The sequence below is a fragment of the Atopobium sp. oral taxon 810 str. F0209 genome (assembly GCF_000466405.1).
In the GTDB taxonomy this organism is placed as follows: Bacteria; Actinomycetota; Coriobacteriia; order Coriobacteriales; family Atopobiaceae; genus Olegusella.
On sequence record NZ_KE952944.1, the window covers coordinates 13,724 to 33,142 of the forward strand.

At 49.5% G+C, this 19,419-nt stretch carries 15 protein-coding genes and 1 other RNA gene; 7 read left to right on the plus strand and 9 right to left on the minus strand.

Annotated features, from left to right (window positions below; all coding sequences use genetic code 11):
• Nucleotides 1–49: 49 nt before the first annotated feature.
• From HMPREF9069_RS03460 to HMPREF9069_RS03470, 3 genes are all read right to left on the minus strand, one after another.
• Nucleotides 50–1,393, minus strand: coding sequence for an amidohydrolase family protein (locus HMPREF9069_RS03460; RefSeq protein ID WP_035438359.1), 1,344 nt, complete (start codon nucleotides 1,391–1,393; stop codon nucleotides 50–52).
• 69 nt (nucleotides 1,394–1,462) lie between these two features.
• A complete protein-coding gene (locus HMPREF9069_RS03465) occupies nucleotides 1,463–2,884 on the minus strand; it encodes an adenosylhomocysteinase (RefSeq protein WP_021625762.1) in 1,422 nt (473 codons plus the stop codon).
• A gap of 29 nt (nucleotides 2,885–2,913) precedes the next feature.
• Entirely contained in the window at nucleotides 2,914–4,266 is a 1,353-nt protein-coding gene (locus tag HMPREF9069_RS03470) for an MATE family efflux transporter (protein ID WP_035438381.1), read from the minus strand.
• A gap of 111 nt (nucleotides 4,267–4,377) precedes the next feature.
• Here HMPREF9069_RS03470 and HMPREF9069_RS03475 point away from each other — a divergent pair, with 111 nt between their 5' ends.
• Nucleotides 4,378–5,658, plus strand: coding sequence for an Mbeg1-like protein (locus HMPREF9069_RS03475; RefSeq protein ID WP_021625764.1), 1,281 nt, complete (start codon nucleotides 4,378–4,380; stop codon nucleotides 5,656–5,658).
• 157 nt (nucleotides 5,659–5,815) lie between these two features.
• Here HMPREF9069_RS03475 and HMPREF9069_RS09535 read toward each other — a convergent pair whose 3' ends face one another.
• Nucleotides 5,816–6,097 carry an arsenate reductase/protein-tyrosine-phosphatase family protein gene (locus HMPREF9069_RS09535; protein WP_021625766.1) on the minus strand — a complete coding sequence of 94 codons (282 nt, stop codon included), beginning with the start codon at nucleotides 6,095–6,097 and terminating at the stop codon, nucleotides 5,816–5,818.
• Nucleotides 6,098–6,308: 211 nt separating this feature from the next.
• On the opposite strand from HMPREF9069_RS09535, the gene HMPREF9069_RS03485 reads away from it, so the two are divergent.
• From HMPREF9069_RS03485 to HMPREF9069_RS03495, 3 genes are all read left to right on the plus strand, one after another.
• Nucleotides 6,309–7,292, plus strand: coding sequence for an ABC transporter substrate-binding protein (locus HMPREF9069_RS03485; RefSeq protein WP_035438360.1), 984 nt, complete (start codon nucleotides 6,309–6,311; stop codon nucleotides 7,290–7,292).
• A 128-nt stretch (nucleotides 7,293–7,420) separates the two neighbouring features.
• Nucleotides 7,421–8,338, plus strand: coding sequence for an ABC transporter permease (locus HMPREF9069_RS03490; RefSeq protein WP_021625768.1), 918 nt, complete (start codon nucleotides 7,421–7,423; stop codon nucleotides 8,336–8,338).
• A complete protein-coding gene (locus HMPREF9069_RS03495; protein WP_021625769.1) occupies nucleotides 8,338–9,132 on the plus strand; it encodes an ABC transporter ATP-binding protein in 795 nt (264 codons plus the stop codon). The genes HMPREF9069_RS03490 and HMPREF9069_RS03495 overlap by 1 nt, the downstream gene beginning before the upstream one ends.
• A 131-nt stretch (nucleotides 9,133–9,263) precedes the next feature.
• Here the strand turns inward: HMPREF9069_RS03495 and HMPREF9069_RS03500 are convergent, their stop codons facing one another.
• The 3 genes from HMPREF9069_RS03500 to HMPREF9069_RS03505 all read right to left on the minus strand — a co-directional run bounded on the left by HMPREF9069_RS03500 (nucleotide 9,264) and on the right by HMPREF9069_RS03505 (nucleotide 11,285).
• The gene (locus HMPREF9069_RS03500; RefSeq protein WP_021625770.1) at nucleotides 9,264–9,902 is read right to left on the minus strand and encodes a VTT domain-containing protein; all 639 of its coding nucleotides are present in this window, start codon (nucleotides 9,900–9,902) and stop codon (nucleotides 9,264–9,266) included.
• A 69-nt stretch (nucleotides 9,903–9,971) separates the two neighbouring features.
• Nucleotides 9,972–10,067, minus strand: an RNA gene (gene ffs, locus HMPREF9069_RS09005) — signal recognition particle sRNA small type.
• Nucleotides 10,068–10,226: 159 nt separating this feature from the next.
• Nucleotides 10,227–11,285: a Gfo/Idh/MocA family protein gene (locus HMPREF9069_RS03505; protein WP_035438362.1), complete on the minus strand. Its 1,059-nt coding sequence runs from the start codon at nucleotides 11,283–11,285 to the stop codon at nucleotides 10,227–10,229.
• A 126-nt stretch (nucleotides 11,286–11,411) separates the two neighbouring features.
• Here HMPREF9069_RS03505 and ade point away from each other — a divergent pair, with 126 nt between their 5' ends.
• Together ade and HMPREF9069_RS03515 are read left to right on the plus strand one after the other, a co-directional pair.
• On the plus strand, nucleotides 11,412–13,220 hold the full coding sequence (gene ade / locus HMPREF9069_RS03510; protein ID WP_021625772.1) for an adenine deaminase: 1,809 nt from the start codon (nucleotides 11,412–11,414) through the stop codon (nucleotides 13,218–13,220).
• A gap of 32 nt (nucleotides 13,221–13,252) precedes the next feature.
• Nucleotides 13,253–14,122, plus strand: coding sequence for an HAD-IIB family hydrolase (locus HMPREF9069_RS03515; RefSeq protein WP_035438364.1), 870 nt, complete (start codon nucleotides 13,253–13,255; stop codon nucleotides 14,120–14,122).
• Nucleotides 14,123–14,142: 20 nt separating this feature from the next.
• Here the strand turns inward: HMPREF9069_RS03515 and HMPREF9069_RS03520 are convergent, their stop codons facing one another.
• Together HMPREF9069_RS03520 and HMPREF9069_RS03525 are read right to left on the minus strand one after the other, a co-directional pair.
• Nucleotides 14,143–15,840: an amino acid ABC transporter ATP-binding/permease protein gene (locus HMPREF9069_RS03520; RefSeq protein WP_021625774.1), complete on the minus strand. Its 1,698-nt coding sequence runs from the start codon at nucleotides 15,838–15,840 to the stop codon at nucleotides 14,143–14,145.
• Entirely contained in the window at nucleotides 15,837–17,585 is a 1,749-nt protein-coding gene (locus tag HMPREF9069_RS03525) for an ABC transporter ATP-binding protein/permease (RefSeq protein ID WP_021625775.1), read from the minus strand. Before HMPREF9069_RS03525 ends, HMPREF9069_RS03520 begins: the two co-directional genes overlap by 4 nt.
• Before the next feature lie 546 nt (nucleotides 17,586–18,131).
• Between HMPREF9069_RS03525 and HMPREF9069_RS08815 the strand changes: the two genes are divergently transcribed.
• Nucleotides 18,132–19,364: a hypothetical protein gene (locus tag HMPREF9069_RS08815; protein WP_021625776.1), complete on the plus strand. Its 1,233-nt coding sequence runs from the start codon at nucleotides 18,132–18,134 to the stop codon at nucleotides 19,362–19,364.
• Nucleotides 19,365–19,419: the final 55 nt, after the last annotated feature.

Sequence of the window (19,419 nt, forward strand, 5' to 3'; positions counted from 1 at the left end):
GCCTTTGAAACGCAGGTTAAAAAGGCGAGCTTACGTATTAAGCTCTGTGCTACCAGATACGATTGTAGACAAGCTTACCAGACAACAGTGTTGCACGACAGCTACCGGCACCTTTGAGGACAAAATAATCGAGCGTCTCTTCAACACCCATAGGCGTGCTGATATCGATAGGTATATCAAAGAAAGCAAGGTCAGCAAGGGCGCCAGGATTAATCTGGCCAATACGATTGGAACCACAATTGAGTCCCATTGATTCAGCCCCGCCCAAGGTCAGCGCACGAATAATGCGATGTGACAAATCGTCGCGATCGTAGCCCTGCTCAACTGCAAGCTTATAGACCTCCGCTGCATCATCCATAACATCTAAAGAAGGACAGCTCGACAAAGAGTCAGTACCAATTGCAATAGGATTTCCTTCTTCTAGATAGCGGGCAACGGGCGCATCGCGCACGGTGCAGGTCACACGATTTGAACGTGGACACAAAGCAACGCTCACACCACGTTGCCGCAGAATACGCCTATCCTCACGCGACGCATATACCCCATGCGCGATATGCACATCTGGTCCCAGCACACCCAGTTGATCAACAAACTGGATTGCACTTACCTCAAAACCAGCCGCGTGGAGTGCAAGATAGCCATCCCAATTTTTGTCACTCCATACATACGAGGTAAGATTTGAGAGCTTTGAGGGAAAAGCGCCAGCCTCAACAGGAGTTTCTCCCAAATGAATATGTAAGCGCATACCAAGACCACGCGCAATATCAGGCAAGTCCAACAAGGGACCTGAACCTAATGAATAAGGCGCATGGGGACTGATGCCCAAACGAATATCTTGGTTGCGTCCAGCTTCTGCCAGCTGACTGATAAGCGTGCGTGCGCCCTCACGCGACCAAGCTTCATTTTCCCAATCCATAACTTCCCAGTACGCAATACCGTGCATACCAAGACTACCAAGCGCACCAACTGCTTCGATATCAGACACCACATCAGCCGCCGACGTTGCACCTAATTCAAGAAGCTGACGCGCACCATCATGTGCCCACCGTTTCCAAGGCTTCTCTTCGGGCACATCGTAAATCTCATCAAAAGCCAGTTCCCATGCGCGGAAACTGTCATAAATCTTTTGTCCCACCGAAGACATACCCGTGTACTGCAAATGCGTATGAGCATTTACAAGACCCGGTAACAACATGCCATCAAAATGTCGCTCAATCATCTCTTGCTGAGCCTGCGCATCCAACTCTTCGCGTAGCACTTCAAGCACCCACGAGCGTGTACCCACATGCAAAACCCGCTCCCCGCGTACAGCTACGGCACCATTGACGATAACGGGCATCGATACGGGTACAACCAGGGGAGCCGAATACACAATAACTTGTTGACTCTGCACGCTATAGCCTCCTTGGCGGCAAACTTGGTCACACAGTTTGGTTACACGATAGCGTTTCGGACATCTAGGCTAGACATCCGAAAAACGCATAAGTCTCCAATCAGGCACAGTATCACTCTTTTGCCCCACTTGCCGTGCAGAAGCCCCGCGAACAGCAAGAGCAAGCTGAGCTATAAGGCTCTCATCATCCTTGCCCAGACGCAAAAGCTTGGCAGGAAGCTCCCCCTTATGCTCCACGAGATATGCTATCGCTGCTACCTGCACAGCCAAGCTAAGGTCCATCACCTCAATCGGATTGCCTCCACCAGCGGTGTAATTTACCCCATCGCCATTGGCAAGCAAGCGGAGCGTTGGACCATCTGGAACTTGTAGCTCACGAATAGCATCTGTATCTGCACCCCTTAGTGCGTCAGCGGGCAGCTCGTCTAGAGCAAGCTCATGAGAAATGCCCCCTATCACTGCTAGGGTCACCCCATCTCGTAACAGTTTCATCTCCTCTACCGATACGGTATGGCGAACACCCGTTGCAGACACAACCATATCAGCGCATGCAAATGCTTCTGCAATATCGGCAACCTTAAAGCCATCAAAACGTGCCCGCAAAGCAGCTGCAGGGTCACCATCCACGATACAGACGTCCGCCCCCAAAGTACGAATACGTCGTGCAAAACCTTCGCCCACAGGGCCATAGCCAATAACTACTACCTCTACCCCCGCAAAACAGTGCCACCCAAACAGAGCTTGTATGCTTGTCACACAGGTTTCGCCCGTACCATGCCGATTGTCAAAGCAGGTTTTAAGGCGCGAGTCGTTAACCGCAACCACAGGCCAGGGCAGCTCCTGCGCCGCTTCCATGGCTGCAAAAGCACGAACACCCGATGTTGTCTCCTCTGCCACACCTATAAGCTGAGCAGATAGCTCTGGACGCTCCAACTTGCATAGTCGAGCAAAACTACCCCCATCATCCACAATCAGATTGGGTCGCAGATGATCAAGCAAACACAAAGCACCTGCGTGATCTTGCTCGGACGTCCATGTAGCACATGCCTCAACCATCACATCACGTCTGGCAAGCTCATCAGCCACGCGCGGGTCAACTTCTGCGGCAGGCGCAAATACCCCTACCTCAGCGCCTGCACGCTTAAGTTCTTGTAACAGCACACTTGTCTTGGGCTCCAGTACCAGACAGACTGCAATACGCAGCCCCTGCAAGCTTTGCTTTGCCACAAGGCCATCCACAAGAGCACGGGTAACAGGCATGTATTTTGCAGCGCGCGCCATCGCTTCGGTACCAGTGAGTTCCTTCTTTTCGGGCAACTCATTCCAAACGAAATCTGCTTCCTCACGTTGAGAAATCGGCAGCAATCCCCAACTCTGAAACGCCGTGCGCAGACTGTCTGTCAAAGTTTCCTTAGTCACAAAAACGCACGAGCCCGCTAGTGATCTATTTGTCCGACAGGATAACTCTGCAACCCATTCTGCAAATTCCATATCAGCTATCAAACTCCGTTCTGCTTTGCTTATCTACCTATCTCAATCCTGCCGCCACGCAGCTCACGACGGAAGTAATACAGCGCTGCAAGCGACAAAATCGCACCTAGCCACTCCGCACAAACATAGTTGAGCCACATACCCAAAAGGCCCAAGGGATACAGCAAAAACACCAATGCAACGGGGAAAATGAAGGCATTGCATAATGACAAAATCGAAGCCAAACGCGGCTGGCTGAGCGCCACCAACATGCTATATGTGCCCATCACTAGCCAACGCACAATATAGCCCAATGAAAATAGTCGCAGTGCCCGAATAGCCTCTGCCAGATTGTCACCACTAGCAGTCGTTATAAAGACATGAACAATTTCATCAGGATAAATCCAAAGCAGGACAATTGCGACAATGCATACCACTGCCGCCGCAGCAAAGCAGCGCAACTCAATCTGCTTGACACGATGTACATCATGGCGCCCCCAATTAAAACCAACTGCTGGCTGCAAGGAATCAAGCATGCCATAAACGAGCGGGAACACCATGCCATCAAAATACATCACCATGCCGTAGATAGTAACCGCAGCGGAACCACCTAATTTCAGAAGAAAAAAATTCAATATCAGCGCAGTTGTTTGACCCGCAATATTACTGAGAAAAGTAGGTGTTCCATCGCCCACTACCCGACGAATGAGTGCCCACGTAAACTGAGGCCGCACAAAATGCAGTTGCAGCTCTCCTTTAAAAAACGGCCAAAATGCCACACACACTGCTATAAAAGTAGCCAAGCAAAAAGCATGTCCTGCAGCCGCTACATCCAGATGCCAAACACCTAAAAACAAAATCATAAAAGCGATGCCTAGGCCGCTCATCAAAATATTGACACTCGTTGAGCGGCGGATGCGGCCGCAGATACGCAAATAGTTGTCTACTGCATACATAATGGTTGTGATGGGCGACCACATCGCATTAACCCGCAAGAACTTCACGGCATTATCAAGTAGCTCACCCTCAGCTCCCATTGCCCTAAAGAGAGACGGCGCTCCAAAGAAAAGCAGCGATCCTGTCAGCAAACCTGCGGCAAAAATTAACAGTATGGTACTTGAAAAAATATTGTTAGCCTCATCCTCATCACCACGGCCCAGCGCAATTGAGATGGGCACAGAGGACCCCACACCCAGCAAATCTGCAATTGCATAATTGATAATGACAAGCGGTAGCGCAAGATTGACCGCTGCAAACGCCGCACTACCAAGAAAGCGCCCTACAAAAAGACCTTCGCTCACGTTATAGAGCGAAGAAGCAACCATGCTTACAGCACCAGGCAGCGCTGCCGTAAAAAACAAACGAGTTGGGCTTGTTTGAGTAAAAAGTTTTTCGTTATTCATATGGTCCAAACTATCGTCACCATGCATTTATTTAGCAGTCTCGTTGTGAGAGTAGTCTAACCGTGAACCCTCCTTGGGTACTATAAAAATACCGATAAAGGAGAGGCGTTCATGGCAGATATGTTTGACTACTTAGATTGGTTTGGTGACTTCGATTTTGACCACGTTCCTTTCAATGAAGTGGATAATATCATACTCTCCCAGCTGTCTTATCTAAAGCTCGATAACGTACTTTCTACTTGTGAATTCCTTGATACCTCTGAGGTCTGGCATAGATTTTCTACGCAAAAGGTATTGCCTAGCACGGGACCACTCATTTCGGACCGTACTAACGAACTATTGGGATACATGGTCAAGTCGGGCCAGCGTTTTGCCAATGCAAAGCTCGGTTACTACGAGACGCGCTTTGACGAAGAGGCACGTGAGCAATTTGCTGCGTTGACGCTTTATCTGTCTGATGGCAGCAGTTACCTCTCGTTTCGCGGCACCGATGACAGCTTGGTAGGATGGATTGAGGACTGTGATATCAGCTACAGTATCGTCCCCGCACAGAAAGATGCACTTGCCTACCTTCGCCAAATCGCAAGCCTGACAGATGGTCCCTTGCGGGTTGGTGGGCATTCAAAAGGCGGCAACCTGGCTGCCTATGCAGTTGCTATGGCGCCAGAGCTCGACGAACGTATTATTGAACTTTGGTGCAATGACTCTCCAGGGTTTGACGATGCCGTACTTCCACTCTCAACCTTTGAGCGCCTGCGCGAGCGCACACATCTCTTTACGCCCGAATACAGCCTCGTAGCAGGACTTTTCTCGCATGCAGTAGAACCCGTTCTCGTCAAATCAAGCGCCCAAGGTGTTATGGAGCACAGCGCGGTTAATTGGCAGGTTATGCGCGACAAATTGGTGCGTGGAGATGCAGTGCGCCAAGCAAGCGTTCATGTGGGGCAGGCCTTCAACGAACTGCTCGCCAGCCTTGATTTGCAGGGACGCAAGAAGTTCGTTGACGAACTCTATCAAGCATTTATCTCCCATGACATTCATGACCTCGCAGGTATCATGGGACAAAGTCCCGCAGGAATCCGAGCAGTCACCGATTCGCTTAATTCGCTAGATGAAAATAGCAAACATATCATTAACAGTTTTTTGTGGAATACCATGGGAGGAGCCGTACGCGGCGCTGCGGAGGAATCTGCCGAGCAGACCGCCAAAGCCTTGGCACCTGTTGCCAAAGCGGTCAATGTAGCGCTCTCCGAGGCTGGTGAAAAAACCAAACAAACTCTCGCAGTATGGAAAGCACAAACCGAAGCGCGTATTGAAGGCTTGCAAACAAGCACTGTACAAGATAGGTCTTTACCAAGTCCGCCCAACAAAACTGACGCGAAAACCGACTAGCTTTGCTTACCCTACATACGCGAGCAGTGCTTTGCAGCCAGAAAGCACATCGCGCCAAGTAGCATCAAAATCGCCGGTGTACCAAGGATCTGCAACGTTAGCTGCACTTTGCCCAGGCTTTCCATCCACAAAGGAAAGCAATTTGACAAACTTATCTTCAGGATCGTCTCTGCAAATACGATGCAATCCACCAAGGTTCTCGTCGTCCATATAAACAATCGTCCATATAAACAATTAAGTTCCAATCGCCATACTCAGAGGCACGGAACTGCCGTGCATAATGTTCGCAGACAGGCACTCCTTCTTTATGCAACTTGCGCACAGTACCGCGATGCACAGGATTGCCAATTTCTTCACGACTGGTTGCAGCAGAGTCAATGACAAATTCATGCTGGCGTCCTGCTTTACGCACTAAATCTTTCATCACGCTCTCTGCCATTGTCGATCTGCAGATATTTCCGTGACAGATGAACAGGATTTTATTCATTTCTTTATCCCACCGGTTACGACTCTGTAATCAATTGTTGTTGCGAGGCATCCAACAGGATGCACACAGCGATGATAGTCCAGTCACCTTGTCTCCAAAGGTGACACGGAAACAAATTACCGCTATACGGCAATGTGTGGCGGAGCTCATGAGGAGGAACGACATGTCAAAAACTATCACACGTCGTCGTGCACTTAGCGTATTGGGAGGTATGGGATTAGCCGCCTTTGGACTTTCTGCTTGTTCTAATGCTGGCTCTGGCAGTTCCGCCTCTGGTGAGGGCGAATCCAAGATTGGCGTATTACAGCTAACTGAGCATGCTGCACTTGATGCTGCAAACAAGGGCTTTGTCAAAGCGCTAGATGATTCGGGTATCAAATACACCATTGACCAGCAAAATGCCCAAAATGACCAATCCGCCTGCCAAACTATTGCCTCAAAGTTAGTCAATGAGGGCAACGACCTCATCCTTGCCATAGCAACTCCAGCTTGCCAGGCTGTAGCAGGCGCCACAACTGATATTCCCATAGTCGGCACTGCCATTACTGACTACGCCGCCTCGGGACTTGTGGCCGACAATGATGCTCCTGGAGGAAACGTCACAGGTACCTCTGACCTCACTCCTGTTGAAGAGCAGTTTGATCTGCTGCAAAAGCTCCTGCCTGATGCCAAGAAGGTAGCAATTCTTTACTGCACTGCAGAGTCCAACTCTAGCGTACAAGCCGAAATGGCCCACGATGCTGCCCGTACACGTAAGCTAGACGCCGAAGACTACACAGTATCAAGCTCCAATGAGATTCAGCAGGTTGTTGAGTCTATGATCGGCAAGGTAGATGTTATCTACGCGCCCACAGATAACACCATCGCGGCAGGCATGCAAACCGTTTCTATGGTCGCAACCGAGCACAAACTCCCCATCATCTGTGGTGAAAGCGGAATGGTTGCAAACGGCGGCCTGGCTACCTACGGCATTGATTATGAAAAATTGGGTTACAAGACAGGCGAGATGGCTGTCAAAATTCTCAACGGAGAAGCAAAGCCCGCCGAGATGCCTATCGAACATCTAGATGTCTCTGAGTGCACCTTGGCAACTAACAAAGAAATTGCTAAAACCTTAGGCATTGACCTTTCAAAATTGGATGCCTAGGACAACGCTTTTCTTATGAACCGCGCTTTTCTTATATTGGATAGCCTCAAAATTGCCCACACACGATTATCAACAAGTGCGGCGCGGGCTTTAGGCTGGCAACAAAAGACTATGTTGGGGAGAACTACATGCTATTAGCGCTTTCGGGAGCTGTATCTCAGGGCATCCTTTGGGGTGTAATGGTGCTCGGGGTCTTCATCACGTACAAAATGCTCGACATTGCAGACCTCACCGTTGACGGCAGCTTTGCATTAGGGGGCTGTGTTGCAGCAGTTTGTTCGGTAGGAATGGGCCTTGATCCACTCATCGCAGTACTGCTGGGCACACTCGCTGGTGTTGTTGCAGGAGCAGTTACTGGTCTGCTTCACACTCTCTTTGATATTCCAGCGATTTTGGCGGGAATTCTGACTCAAATCGCGCTTTGGTCCATCAATTTGCGTGTCATGGGCAAATCCAACACGCCGCTCTTAAACGTCGATACTGTTTTTACTCGCACAGCATCCCTTTTGCATATTTCTCGCGATAACGCAACGTTTGTTGTGGGAATCGTTGTCGCCATTTTGGCGATCGTATTCCTCTACTGGTTTTTTGGTACTGAGATTGGTTCGGCAATGCGCGCCACTGGCCAAAACGAAGATATGTGTCGTGCGCTGGGTATAGATGTACGTATTACTAAGCTCTTTGCCCTGATGCTTTCCAACGGTTTTGTGGGTCTATCGGGTGCGCTCATTTGCCAAAGCCAAAAGTATGCCGACATTGGTATGGGAACAGGCGCCATCGTTATTGGCCTTGCTGCTATTGTCATCGGCGAAGTACTTGGACGTCTAACCCCAAATAAATTACAGGCCTTTGGCAGCCGCCTCACATCAGCCGTAGTAGGCTCTGTCGTATATTTCCTCATCCGTGCGATTGTGCTTCAGATGGGCATGGATGCCAATGATATGAAATTGCTGTCTGCAGTTATTGTTGCTCTTGCGTTGGTTGTACCCGTTATCTGGGAGCGCAATCAACAGCGTCGCGTTTACGCAAAAGGAGGTGAGTGCTAATGCTCGTACTTAAAGGCGTCAGTAAGACCTTCAACAAAGGCACCGTTAACGAAAAGCCAGCACTCATTGATGTAAATCTGCATCTCAATCCTGGCGACTTTGTCACAGTCATAGGTGGCAACGGGGCTGGCAAGTCCACCCTACTCAATAGTATCGCAGGTGTCTTTCCCCTTGATGGCGGTCAGGTCATCTTGGATGGACAGGATATCAGTCGGCTACGTGAACACAAACGCGCTGTCAATCTCGGTCGCGTTTTTCAAGATCCCATGCGAGGTACTGCCGCTGACATGCAAATCATTGAGAATCTTTCTCTTGCAGCGCGGCGTGGGGCAAGCCGTGGGCTCAGCTGGGGTATCAGCAAAAATGAACATGCCCTTTACCATGAACGCCTAGCCGAGCTAGACCTAGGTCTTGAAGATCGCATGACTTCCAAGGTGGGACTACTCTCTGGTGGACAACGTCAAGCACTTACGCTTTTGATGGCCATACTCAAAAAGCCAAAGCTGTTACTTTTAGATGAGCATACCGCTGCTCTTGACCCCAAGACTGCTTCAAAAGTATTAGATTTGACTGAAAAACTCGTAGGAGAGTACAACCTGACTACGCTCATGGTTACGCACAATATGAACGACGCCATTCGCTTGGGCAACCGTCTTATCATGATGCATGAGGGTCATATCATTTTCGACGTACGCGACGACGAAAAACGGCAGTTACATGTGCACGATCTGCTTCAAAAATTTGAAGAGGTCTCCGGAGGCGAGCTCGCAAACGATCGCATGCTCTTGTCATAGATGGTTCGAATTTCGGGCATAAAATTCGCAGATGGTTCAAGCTTCGAAGTAGGCGAGCATAAACGCGCAGGTCACATTTTTCGAAAACTCGAAGAATGAACCATCTGTGAAAGGATGCTTATTAAAACCGCTTATTTATTGAGGCGGCCACGAATCAAGCCAACGATCATCGGGATAACTGAAACTAAGATAATGCCAACAACCACCAGTTCAAAGTGCGCTTGCACTGCAGGGATACCACCAAAGAAATAGCCCAAAAGCAGGAAAAGTGTTGACCAAGTAATACCGCCGAGGATATTAAAGAGCACAAAGTGGTGCCACTTCATGCCACCCATGCCAGCAAGGAAGGGCACAAAAGTACGAATAAAGGGAAAGAAACGCCCGAGAAAAATTGCAAGACGACCCCATTTATCCAAAAACGCCTCGGACTTCTCTATGCGCTCAGGCGTCATAGCCTTTACTTTGCCTGAATCGATAATGCGCTTACCCAGAAAGTGACCAATCAAAAAGTTGCATTGATCGCCCAAAATTGCAGCGCACCACGCCACTGCCAGCAAAAGGTAGATATTAAAGTCACCCGTTGCAGCAAAAAAGCCTGATGCAAAAAGTAGAGAATCACCAGGTAGAAAGGGAAAGAACACAACCCCTGTTTCAATGAAAATAATCAAAAAGACAAAGCCATATGCAGCAACAGGTCCCATCGCAATCCAGCTTGCGATAGCGCTGCGGGGATCGCGGAGAAGGTCGACAAAAAAGTTGACGATGTCCATAGGTTCCTAACGTCGTTATGTATGATGACGCCCCGGGGCTTTCAGAAAGTCTCGGGGCGACCGCAAGTGCGCTCGGTGGGAACGGGCGCCCGCCCGAGGCTCCTTATGGCTGCTGCCTTCCGGCCCTGACCAGGTTCGGAACAGTACGTCGCCCGAACCCACCCAACTCACTTGCAGGCCAAAGTATAGCGGCAGCCGAGCTTTGTTGCCTAGCTCGGCTGCCGCACTGCCACAAATACTCATAAAGCTTGTGATTTACTGAGACATTCGGACGCAAAATGCCACAAGCACGCACGTGAGCACTCTCTAGTGGGCACTCTCTAGCTACTTGTCTGCAGGGAAGCGCACACCAAGCTGTCTGCGGGCTTCGTCCATTGTGGTTAGCGCATCACAGGTCACCTGCTGGAATTGATGAACGCGTTTAAGCGCTTCGGCTTTCCCCGCGACCGCATCACGGAAGAAGGACAACTCACACACCATATCGTTTTCAGGCGTCACAACAGGGAGCTCTTCTTCCGCACCACCCACAGTGCCATATGCCATACCTGCATCCACATGCGTCACGAGCTTTAACTGTGAGCAGTTAGGCAGCGTTCCAATAGTCAGCGTGGCTTTTTCACCTTGAATCTGAGATGGGATAAGATCGTCAGTCACCTTTCCATAGGAAAGGTTCACCACCTTGTCGCCGTAGTCAAGCAGCATTTCACCCGCTAGATCAATCTTTCCGTAAGCGCTATCAACGGGCTCGCCAGGAACCGCTGCGCAAATTCCTGCAGCTAGTACGCGCTGTGGGCGACCAAAGAGCGCTACTGCAGGCTCCATGGTATAGATGCCAATATCCATCAGCGCACCCTCGGAAAGCAATGGATCAAACTGACTGACACGCTCACCAGCGAGCAATCGCGCCATGCGAGAAGTAATTTTAGAGAAGCGCAGAGTTGCTTGGCGAATAGTTCCCAGGCGGTCTAAATTCTGTTCAATCTTGGCAAAACCAGGGTCATAAAGATTGCGCATTGCTTCCATCGCAATAACACCCGCGGCTTCTGCAGCAGCAAATACTTCTGCCGCCTCGATGGCATTCGATGCAAAAGCTTTCTCTACCAACACATGCTTGCCACCTGCAATGAGTTGTTTTGCCTGAGGTCCATGTAGCGCATTGGGGCTTGCGATATACACTGCATCCACATCAGGTGAAGCAGCCAATTCAGCAAGATCATCAAACGCCAACTCTGCGCCATGCTTTTGTGCAAAATCTTTTGCCCGCACGAGCGCACGCGAATAACAGCCTACTAGGCGTACACCTTCAGTTTTTGCTACCGCATCAAGAAACCTCTCACAAATCGCACTGGTACCGATAGTTGCGATTCTTAGCTCGTTTTCCATAGCTGCTGCCTCCCTCACGTTGCTTTGACATTTTTCCGTCATTTCTAATTATCCCACCAGTGAGAATTGTTTTGTTTAACTGCGGGGTATTATGTTGAGAAGCAAAATCCATGGATTGGAGCCGCCATGTTCAACACCTATTGCAAAAAGTCCCAATGGGAGTGCCAACGTGACCTCATCCACGTTGCACGCGGTGAGCAAGCCGCGGATTTGGTCATTCGCCATGCAACGTTAGTTTCTACTACCACCCGCGAACTGCTAAAAGATGCAGATATTGCTGTCGTTGCTGGCCGCGTGGCTTACCTGGGTTTGGAGGGAAAGACCGCAGAGCATTGTATTGGACCTAACACCAAAGTTGTAGATGCTACGGGCTACTATGCCTTGCCCGGTCTTATTGACTCACACATCCACATTGAATCATCCATGTGTTCGCCCGCCGAGTATGCTCGCGCGGTTGTTCCTCATGGCACCACAACCATCATGTGGGATCCGCACGAAATCGCCAACGTTGCAGGTCTTGCAGCAGTACATGCCGCTGAAGCCGATGCCAAACGCACACCACTCAAAGCGATGGTTACCACACCAAGTTGTGTGCCGGCAGTGCCAGGTTTTGAAGATACCGGCGCTGAGGTCACCGCTATCGATATCGCCCAAGAAATGCAACGCGATGACACAGTAGCCCTCGGCGAAATGATGAACTACCCTGGCATTCTTTCCTGCGAAGACAATGCTCTTAATGAGGTTGCGGAAACTCTCAAAGCAGGGCGCACCGTCACTGGCCATTACACTGTGCCCGAGCATGATCGTGATCTCAACGCCTACATCGCCGCAGGCATCACAGCAGATCATGAATCCTACCGTCCCGAAGACGTAGTCGCAAAACTGCGCTTAGGCATGTATGTACAATTGCGCCAGGGTTCTGCTTGGCAAAATATGAAACGTCTAGCTCCTGCAGTGACACATCATCAGATTGATAGTAGATTCTGCACACTGTGCTCCGATGACAATCAACCACGCACTATTGTTGAGGATGGACACGTGGATCGCTTGCTGCGTCTTGCAGTGAGTTGCGGCATCAATCCTATCGAAGCAATACAGATGGCAACTCTCAACACAGCTACATGCTTCCATCTTGACCATGATTTAGGGGCGATTATCCCCGGGAAATGTGCCGATATTGTGCTATGCGATAGCTTGGATGAATTCAATGTCCACCAAGTCTTTATTGATGGTGAATTAGTTGCTGAGGATGGTAAACCCCTCTTTGACTTTGAACCCTACGACTGGCCACAGGAGTATACGCACACCATGAACCTCGGGATGGAAATTACTCCCAAAAGTTTCCGTATTCCCACTGATAAGGCCGATGGCCCCGTCAAGGTGCACGTCATTGGCTCTGCTCCTGGCTCAACAGTAACTGATGATCTTGTCATGGAAGTCCCTGCCAAGGACGGCGAGCTGCTCAGTGACCCCACAAACGATTTGATTAAGGTCTGTGTCTTTGAGCGCCATCATGCTACAGGCACACATGCAGCTGGCTTCCTGCATGGCTTTGGTATTCACGGTGCCCTCGCCCAGACCGTAGCACATGATGCTCATAACCTGCTGGTTGCAGGCGACAACGACGATGATATGGCCCTAGCTGCACGCACCCTCATCGAATGTGGCGGTGGCGAAGTCGCCGTCCAAGATGGTAAGGTGCTCGCGCTAGTCGAGCTGCCTGTCTTTGGTCTGCTTTCCGACCAGCGCATCGAGCTTATCGCTGAAAAAGTTGCTCAAGTCGAGGAAGCGTGGCGCACAATGGGATGCACTATGCCCTCGCCGTTTATGACTATGGGCATTATGTCGCTGGCTTGTGTGCCTGTGCTACGCATCACCAACAGAGGTTATGTTAACTGCATAACCTATCAGTTCCAACCACTCGAAGTTGAGTAAGCCGCTGTCAATCCCTATCGAAAGGAATTCCTGTGCCGCAGCACGTGCAAATGCAAACCTATCCCTTCTCGCTTGTTGCCTTTGACCTTGATGGCACCACTATCGATACGGTTTCGGGCGAAATGCATCCACGTGTCCAAGCAGCACTTAAATATGCTCATGACCACGGTGCTCAAGTCTCCGTGGTGAGCGGTCGTCCTCTGCATATGCTCCACAACTTGCTGGTATGGGACTGGGTCGATTGGCTGGTAACGCTTAATGGATCAGTTGTGCGTCGCCAGACCGACCAGAGTGTTCTTTTTGAAAATGAAATGCCCGATGAGCTGGTAAGCACTGTTTTTTCTACCCTTGATGACCTTAACCCCGCATGGTTTGTCTTTTATGAAAGTGAGACTTACCGCGAGCGTCGCGCAATTACATATATGGCACGCGGAGGATCGGACGGCTTAGGCGAAGCCAATAGCGAGGAAGACATCATAAACGCAATGGCAGGTATGAAACCGGTAGATTCCATCCATGAAGCCATGGCTACGCACCCCGACACAGTCTTCAAAATGGAATGCAGCTTTGAGACCGCCGCACTAGCCGATGAGGCTGGCCAGCGCTTGCACGCGCTTGGCCAGCTGGATATCGCTCGGATGGGACCGATCGAATATGAGCTTACCTACGCTGGCATCAACAAGGGCGCCGCGCTTGAACAGCTTTGTCAGGAGCTGAAGCTCGACATTTCGCGTTCTGTCGCATTTGGTGATAGCGGCAACGATTACTCAATGATTGGCCATGTTGGTACTTTTGTCGCAATGGCTAACTCCACACCCGAAATTCTTAGGGATGCTGATGAGATTTGCCCCTCTTTTGACAAGCAGGGCGTAGCTGTTTGGCTGGAACAGTATCAAGCTTAGGGCACTCTTAGAGCGCCCGTCTAATCAGATACTTGCTTGATAAATTTGCGGTCTTCAAGCTGATAAACGCGATCGCATGATGATAAGGTCGAAGGCCTATGCGAAACCATAATGATGGTCTTGTCGGCGTACACCGTTTGCAACGTATGCACTAGCTCGCGCTCGTGCAGCACATCAAGCGCACTTGTTGGCTCGTCCATCACAATGACATCAGGATTGGCTAGCAGCACACGCGCAATACCTATACGTTGGCGCTCGCCACCCGAAAGGCGCGCTCCCATCTGGCCCATTTGCGTATCATAACCTTCAGGCAGGCTCTCGATAAGATCTGCAATGCCTGCTCGTTTGGCAGCACGCCTCACCTCTTCAAGCGTTGCTGTTGGCTGCGCAAATGCAATGTTATCTGCAATGGAACAATCAAAAAGATAAGTATCCTGTTCGAGCAATGCTATGCGCCGACGCAAAACATTTAGAGAGATCTCTCGTGCATCAACACCATTAATCCTAATGTGTCCCTGATTGGGGTCATAAAAACGCAACAGCAAACGAAAACTCGTTGATTTACCTGCACCACTGGGGCCCGCAATGCCAATACGTTCACCCGCTCTGATATGCAGGACAGCGCCATTCAATACGGCGGTATTTGCACCAGGATAGGTAAAGCTCACGTCCTCAAACTCGATAGACTGAATCGGACCGCAATCCTCATGTCCCGTCTCTGTAATTGCTGCGGCGCAATCTTCAATACGGAAAATCCGATCTGCAGCAGCAAATGCTTCGAGCAAGTGCGTTACCACGAACGTTAAGGAGAACGTCGACGAAAACGATGCCGTTGCAACAAAGGAGACGATAATCGCTCCAGCAGGATTCCCCACGCCTGCTGCCGCAAGACTTGCCGCTACAACAACTACCAAAATACGCGCTAGATAGACAAAGAAGTCAGGAAGCGCGGATACTGCCTGCTGATGCAGGGCCAATCCGTGCGCAGAGCTATTAACCCGCTCATTTGCTTCTAGAACCTGACTTTTGCGCTGTTGACCTGCATTGAATATCTGGATGTCTCGTATGCCATACACGCTTTCAAGTACCAATGATTTGAGTTGCGCGAGAGCGGCTCGATACCTTAGGCCAATGCTTCTGCCTACACGTAAAGCTAGCAACGGAATCAAAACACTCGTCAGCACAAAAATCGGCAGGAGTACCGCAACATACAAAAGATGCACGCGCGCCGCCACAATAAGCGCAGCGAGAGGCACAAGCACAACTGTGGACAGCGGACCTATCGTATGTGCAAAAAAGAACTCTAGGGTTTCAACATCAGTTACTGCAATAGATAGCAACTCACCTTGACTGCGTTCAATCAAAATTGTAGGTGCCAAGCGGTCGATTTCCTCAAATAGATGTACACGCAGCTGTGCCAACAAGTTATAAGCACCTACATGCGAGTAACGTCCCTCAAGGTAACGGCACAGCGCGATAAGACTGCTGCTAAAAACTACCATTGCAAGATAGATGCGCCAATCACCGGCCAACATTTGGGCTACATTCAAAATCGCAGCGGCACCAAAACCCATAACGCCTAGACGTGCCAGATTGCCCACAATTGACGCAAGCGCAGACACCACAAGATAGGGAGCGATTGGCTTGCCTATGCGCAGTAGCCGAATTGCGAGCACAGGAAGTGGATATGCATAGCTGTAGCTTTTCTTTTTACTCATGCTGCAGCTCCTTCGAGCTTTGCTTGTTCTGCGACAAGTTGCTGGTAGAGACCCTCATGCTGCATAAGCTCTTCATGCGTGCCCCGTGCCGTGACACAGCCGTGTTCGAGAACATAAATACAATCTGCCCAGCGAATGGTTGAAAGGCGATGAGAGATAATTACTAACGTACGGGTACGTGACAATTTACGGATGCAGTGCCAAATCTCCTGCTCGCTCGCTTCGTCGACCGAGGAAGTCGACTCATCAAAGATAAGATACTTCGCCTGCGACAAGAGTACGCGTGCGATACCCATTTTTTGACGTTGACCACCCGAAAGACGCGACCCCGCGTCACCTACTGCAGTATCTAATTTGTCAGGAAGACTACGCACCCAATCACCCAAGGCAGCTTCGTCCAGCGCCTCATAAAGCTTTTCGTCATTTGCATTCGGAGCGGCAATCTGAAGATTTTCGCGGATACTACCCGTAAAGAGACTGACTGTCTGAGGAACCATCGCTACGTGATAACGCAGCTCTTCGGGAGTAAGACTGAGATAGTTTTGCCCATCGATATAAAGATTGCCAGCTGTGGGATCTATAAAGCGCGCAAGAAGCGCCGCAACCGTTGACTTACCGCAGCCCGAAAGCCCTACCAGCGCAATTGTCTTGCCGCGAGGCACCCGAAGCGAAACATTATTGAGAGCCATACGATTCTTAGACTCGGGGTAGCTGAAACTCACATGCTCCAATCGGATACCGTCATATGCCTCGGGATCGGTAGGCGCTTGAGGATTGTAAGCTCGGGAAGTATCAACAGCAAAGATATCTTCGACCTTTGTGGCAGCCGATACTGCGGTGAGCGCATCGTGAGTTGCATCCATTAGCTGGCGTATTGACGCGAAATAACCATAAGCAAGCAAGAGAATGGTGAGGCCAGAGCCCACATTTATCCTAGCCGCTGCCAAGTCGAAACATACGATGACAAGTGCAATGGTTATAGCCAAATACATAAGCGCTTCATTTACAAAGTGCGAGCTAAAGTTGATACGCATGAATTCGTTGATATCTGCGCTCAAGCGGCGAGCCTTGGATTGTAGAGTCTGGCTGCGATCCGCATCGCGGTCAAAAAGTTTGATACTCGTCAGTCCTCGCACCGAATCAAGGAAGTACGCCGTCATGTCTTCAACCGAAACCCAATAGCGACGGCGCAGAGCTTCTATCTGATGGCGGAACAAGTTGTTGAGCGGCAAGAGCACTACAGACACTACCAGCAACAATACCGCTATAGACAGCGACATAGGTGCTAAATGGAAAAACAGATATACAGGAGCAATTACCGAAAAAATCAACGAAGGCAAATAGAGGGAGTAATAGGTTTGCATCTGCTCAACAGCATCCGCTGATGAAGTAATAGCTGATACCGGACCAATTTTTTCGATACCACCTACATCCAGAGCAAGAACCTTGTCAAAGATGACTTCGCGCAAATGAACACGGGCAGAAGCGGTGGTGCGGTACTGCAGCTCCCCCTGCGCAAGACGCGTAACCAAGGTAAGTAACGAAGCGGCAGCTGCGGCGGAAGCCGCAGCTGCTAACTTTGTAGTATCAGGATGAGGACTTGCCAAATTACCCAGAAAAGTACCGATAACCTCCGCAAACAGAGTAACGCCGATAAGTTGTGCAAATCGCACTATAACAATGGCAACTATCCAACCCCAGAGTCCTTTAGACAGTCTTAAAAGCGTTTTATCTAATAACAGCATGCTGCCCCTTCACATGCAATGGCGATTCTAATTAGGCGCAACAAAATGGATGATAGTTCTATCATCCATTTTGTTGCTAGGATTAAGTTTATCTAAGGAAACATTCCCTTTTTACGCAATAGTATTTCAACCAAAGACAGTTTTCGACACCTTCAATTTAATCTGTGTTTATTTGCATTATTTATGACTGATTCTAAGCCGTTTTAAGGCGCCTCAAACCATACTTATGAGTAATATGACCTCAGTACATAGAGGACTCTAGCCAGCAATTCTGCCCCATACATACGGGGCGTGAAATTTAGCTCAAAAACACCTAGCTTTACCTGCACTTTTGTGAGGCACATTTCTCTACGGTGGAGCAATAGGCCAAAAATTCACCCCATTCTATATGGGGCTTTACGGGTGTATATATTTTCATTTTTCTCAAATGACAGCAAAAAACATCCACACTATTATATTTATATATCTAAAAACCGCAGGTTACTGGATATGTATTTTAATTATATGGTGAATAGTGTGGATGTTTTTTTGGCTTAAGGGGCAAAATTGGAAATTGTTGTCGGGTTATCCGCGTTACTCCTCACGCGCATTATCCGCAGTCATTCAAATCGGGGAAATGCCATCAAGGAGCCTCTCGTTGACCTGCCACAGATACAACTTTCATTTCCTGCAGACAAAGGCATTCCAAACGCAGAGTCTTTAGCTATATTTCATTCAACGCTCTGCACCGAACAACTCGTGTCCAATTCTGAGTTATCCATACCGTCTAGACATACTCTTGAAGATAGCAACTTTGACTTTGACAGCGTCAACCCTCTTGCAAAGACAGATCTCAGCCGATTTATCGATAGATGTGCCATCGATACAGAACACCCTTTAGAGCTGGGAGTCTTCAACCTAAATCACCGATATCAACGTACAAAATCTCGTACGATTATGCTGTCACGCAAGTTACCCACAGAAGCGATATTTCCCATTGATCCAAGTCTCGCGATTTCGAGTCCCGAGCTCACCATCATGCAACTTGCCCCTAAGCTAGATATTATTGACCTTGCGCTTGTAATAATGGAATTCTGTGGGCGTTATTCTCTGCGCCCACAACGCGATGGCTCTCTCTACAAAGAACGAAGTTTTGTTAATTGTGACTATCCTGCTACAACATGTGCACGCATAGCAGCCTTTATCAAAGCGGCAAATATGCGCAGATACCGTCACAAACTCGAGACTGCTCTTAAGTACTGCGCGGATAATTCCGCTTCGCCAATGGAAACCGCCCTTGCCCTCACGCTGACGCTTCCTGAAGAGTTGGGTGGATACGGCCTTCCGCGGCCCATTCTTAACCCAAAAATTTCCATCCCAGACGATGTGCGTCTATATGTAGGTCGAAATAATTTTCACCCCGATCTGTACTATCCACAGTGGCTCTGTGACTTGGAATATGAAAGTAGCGGATTTCACTTTGACCCTCTGCAAGCTGGTATAGCCACCGATCAAATGGATCGCTGGCGCAAAAGAGAAATCAGTCATCAAGCAGCGGATCGCAGGCGCTCGCGAGATATACAAGCACTGGGCATCAAAGTCATCCCCGTCTTGAGTAACGATTTCCTCAGTGCACAACGTATGGACCAAGTAGTATGGGCGTTAGAACGCCAGGCGCAAAAATTCACGAGCAGCACCATCAGCCTCGTCAAGACTGCTGATACTCGTGAGTTACGCGACATGCGCACTCAACTCCTCGAACGCTTGAGCCTAGCAAGTCCTAGACATTCGGCCTTTTAACCCGGTCAGACGCCACCATATTGATAGAACGCGGGATAAAAATAGCCCCAGCTAT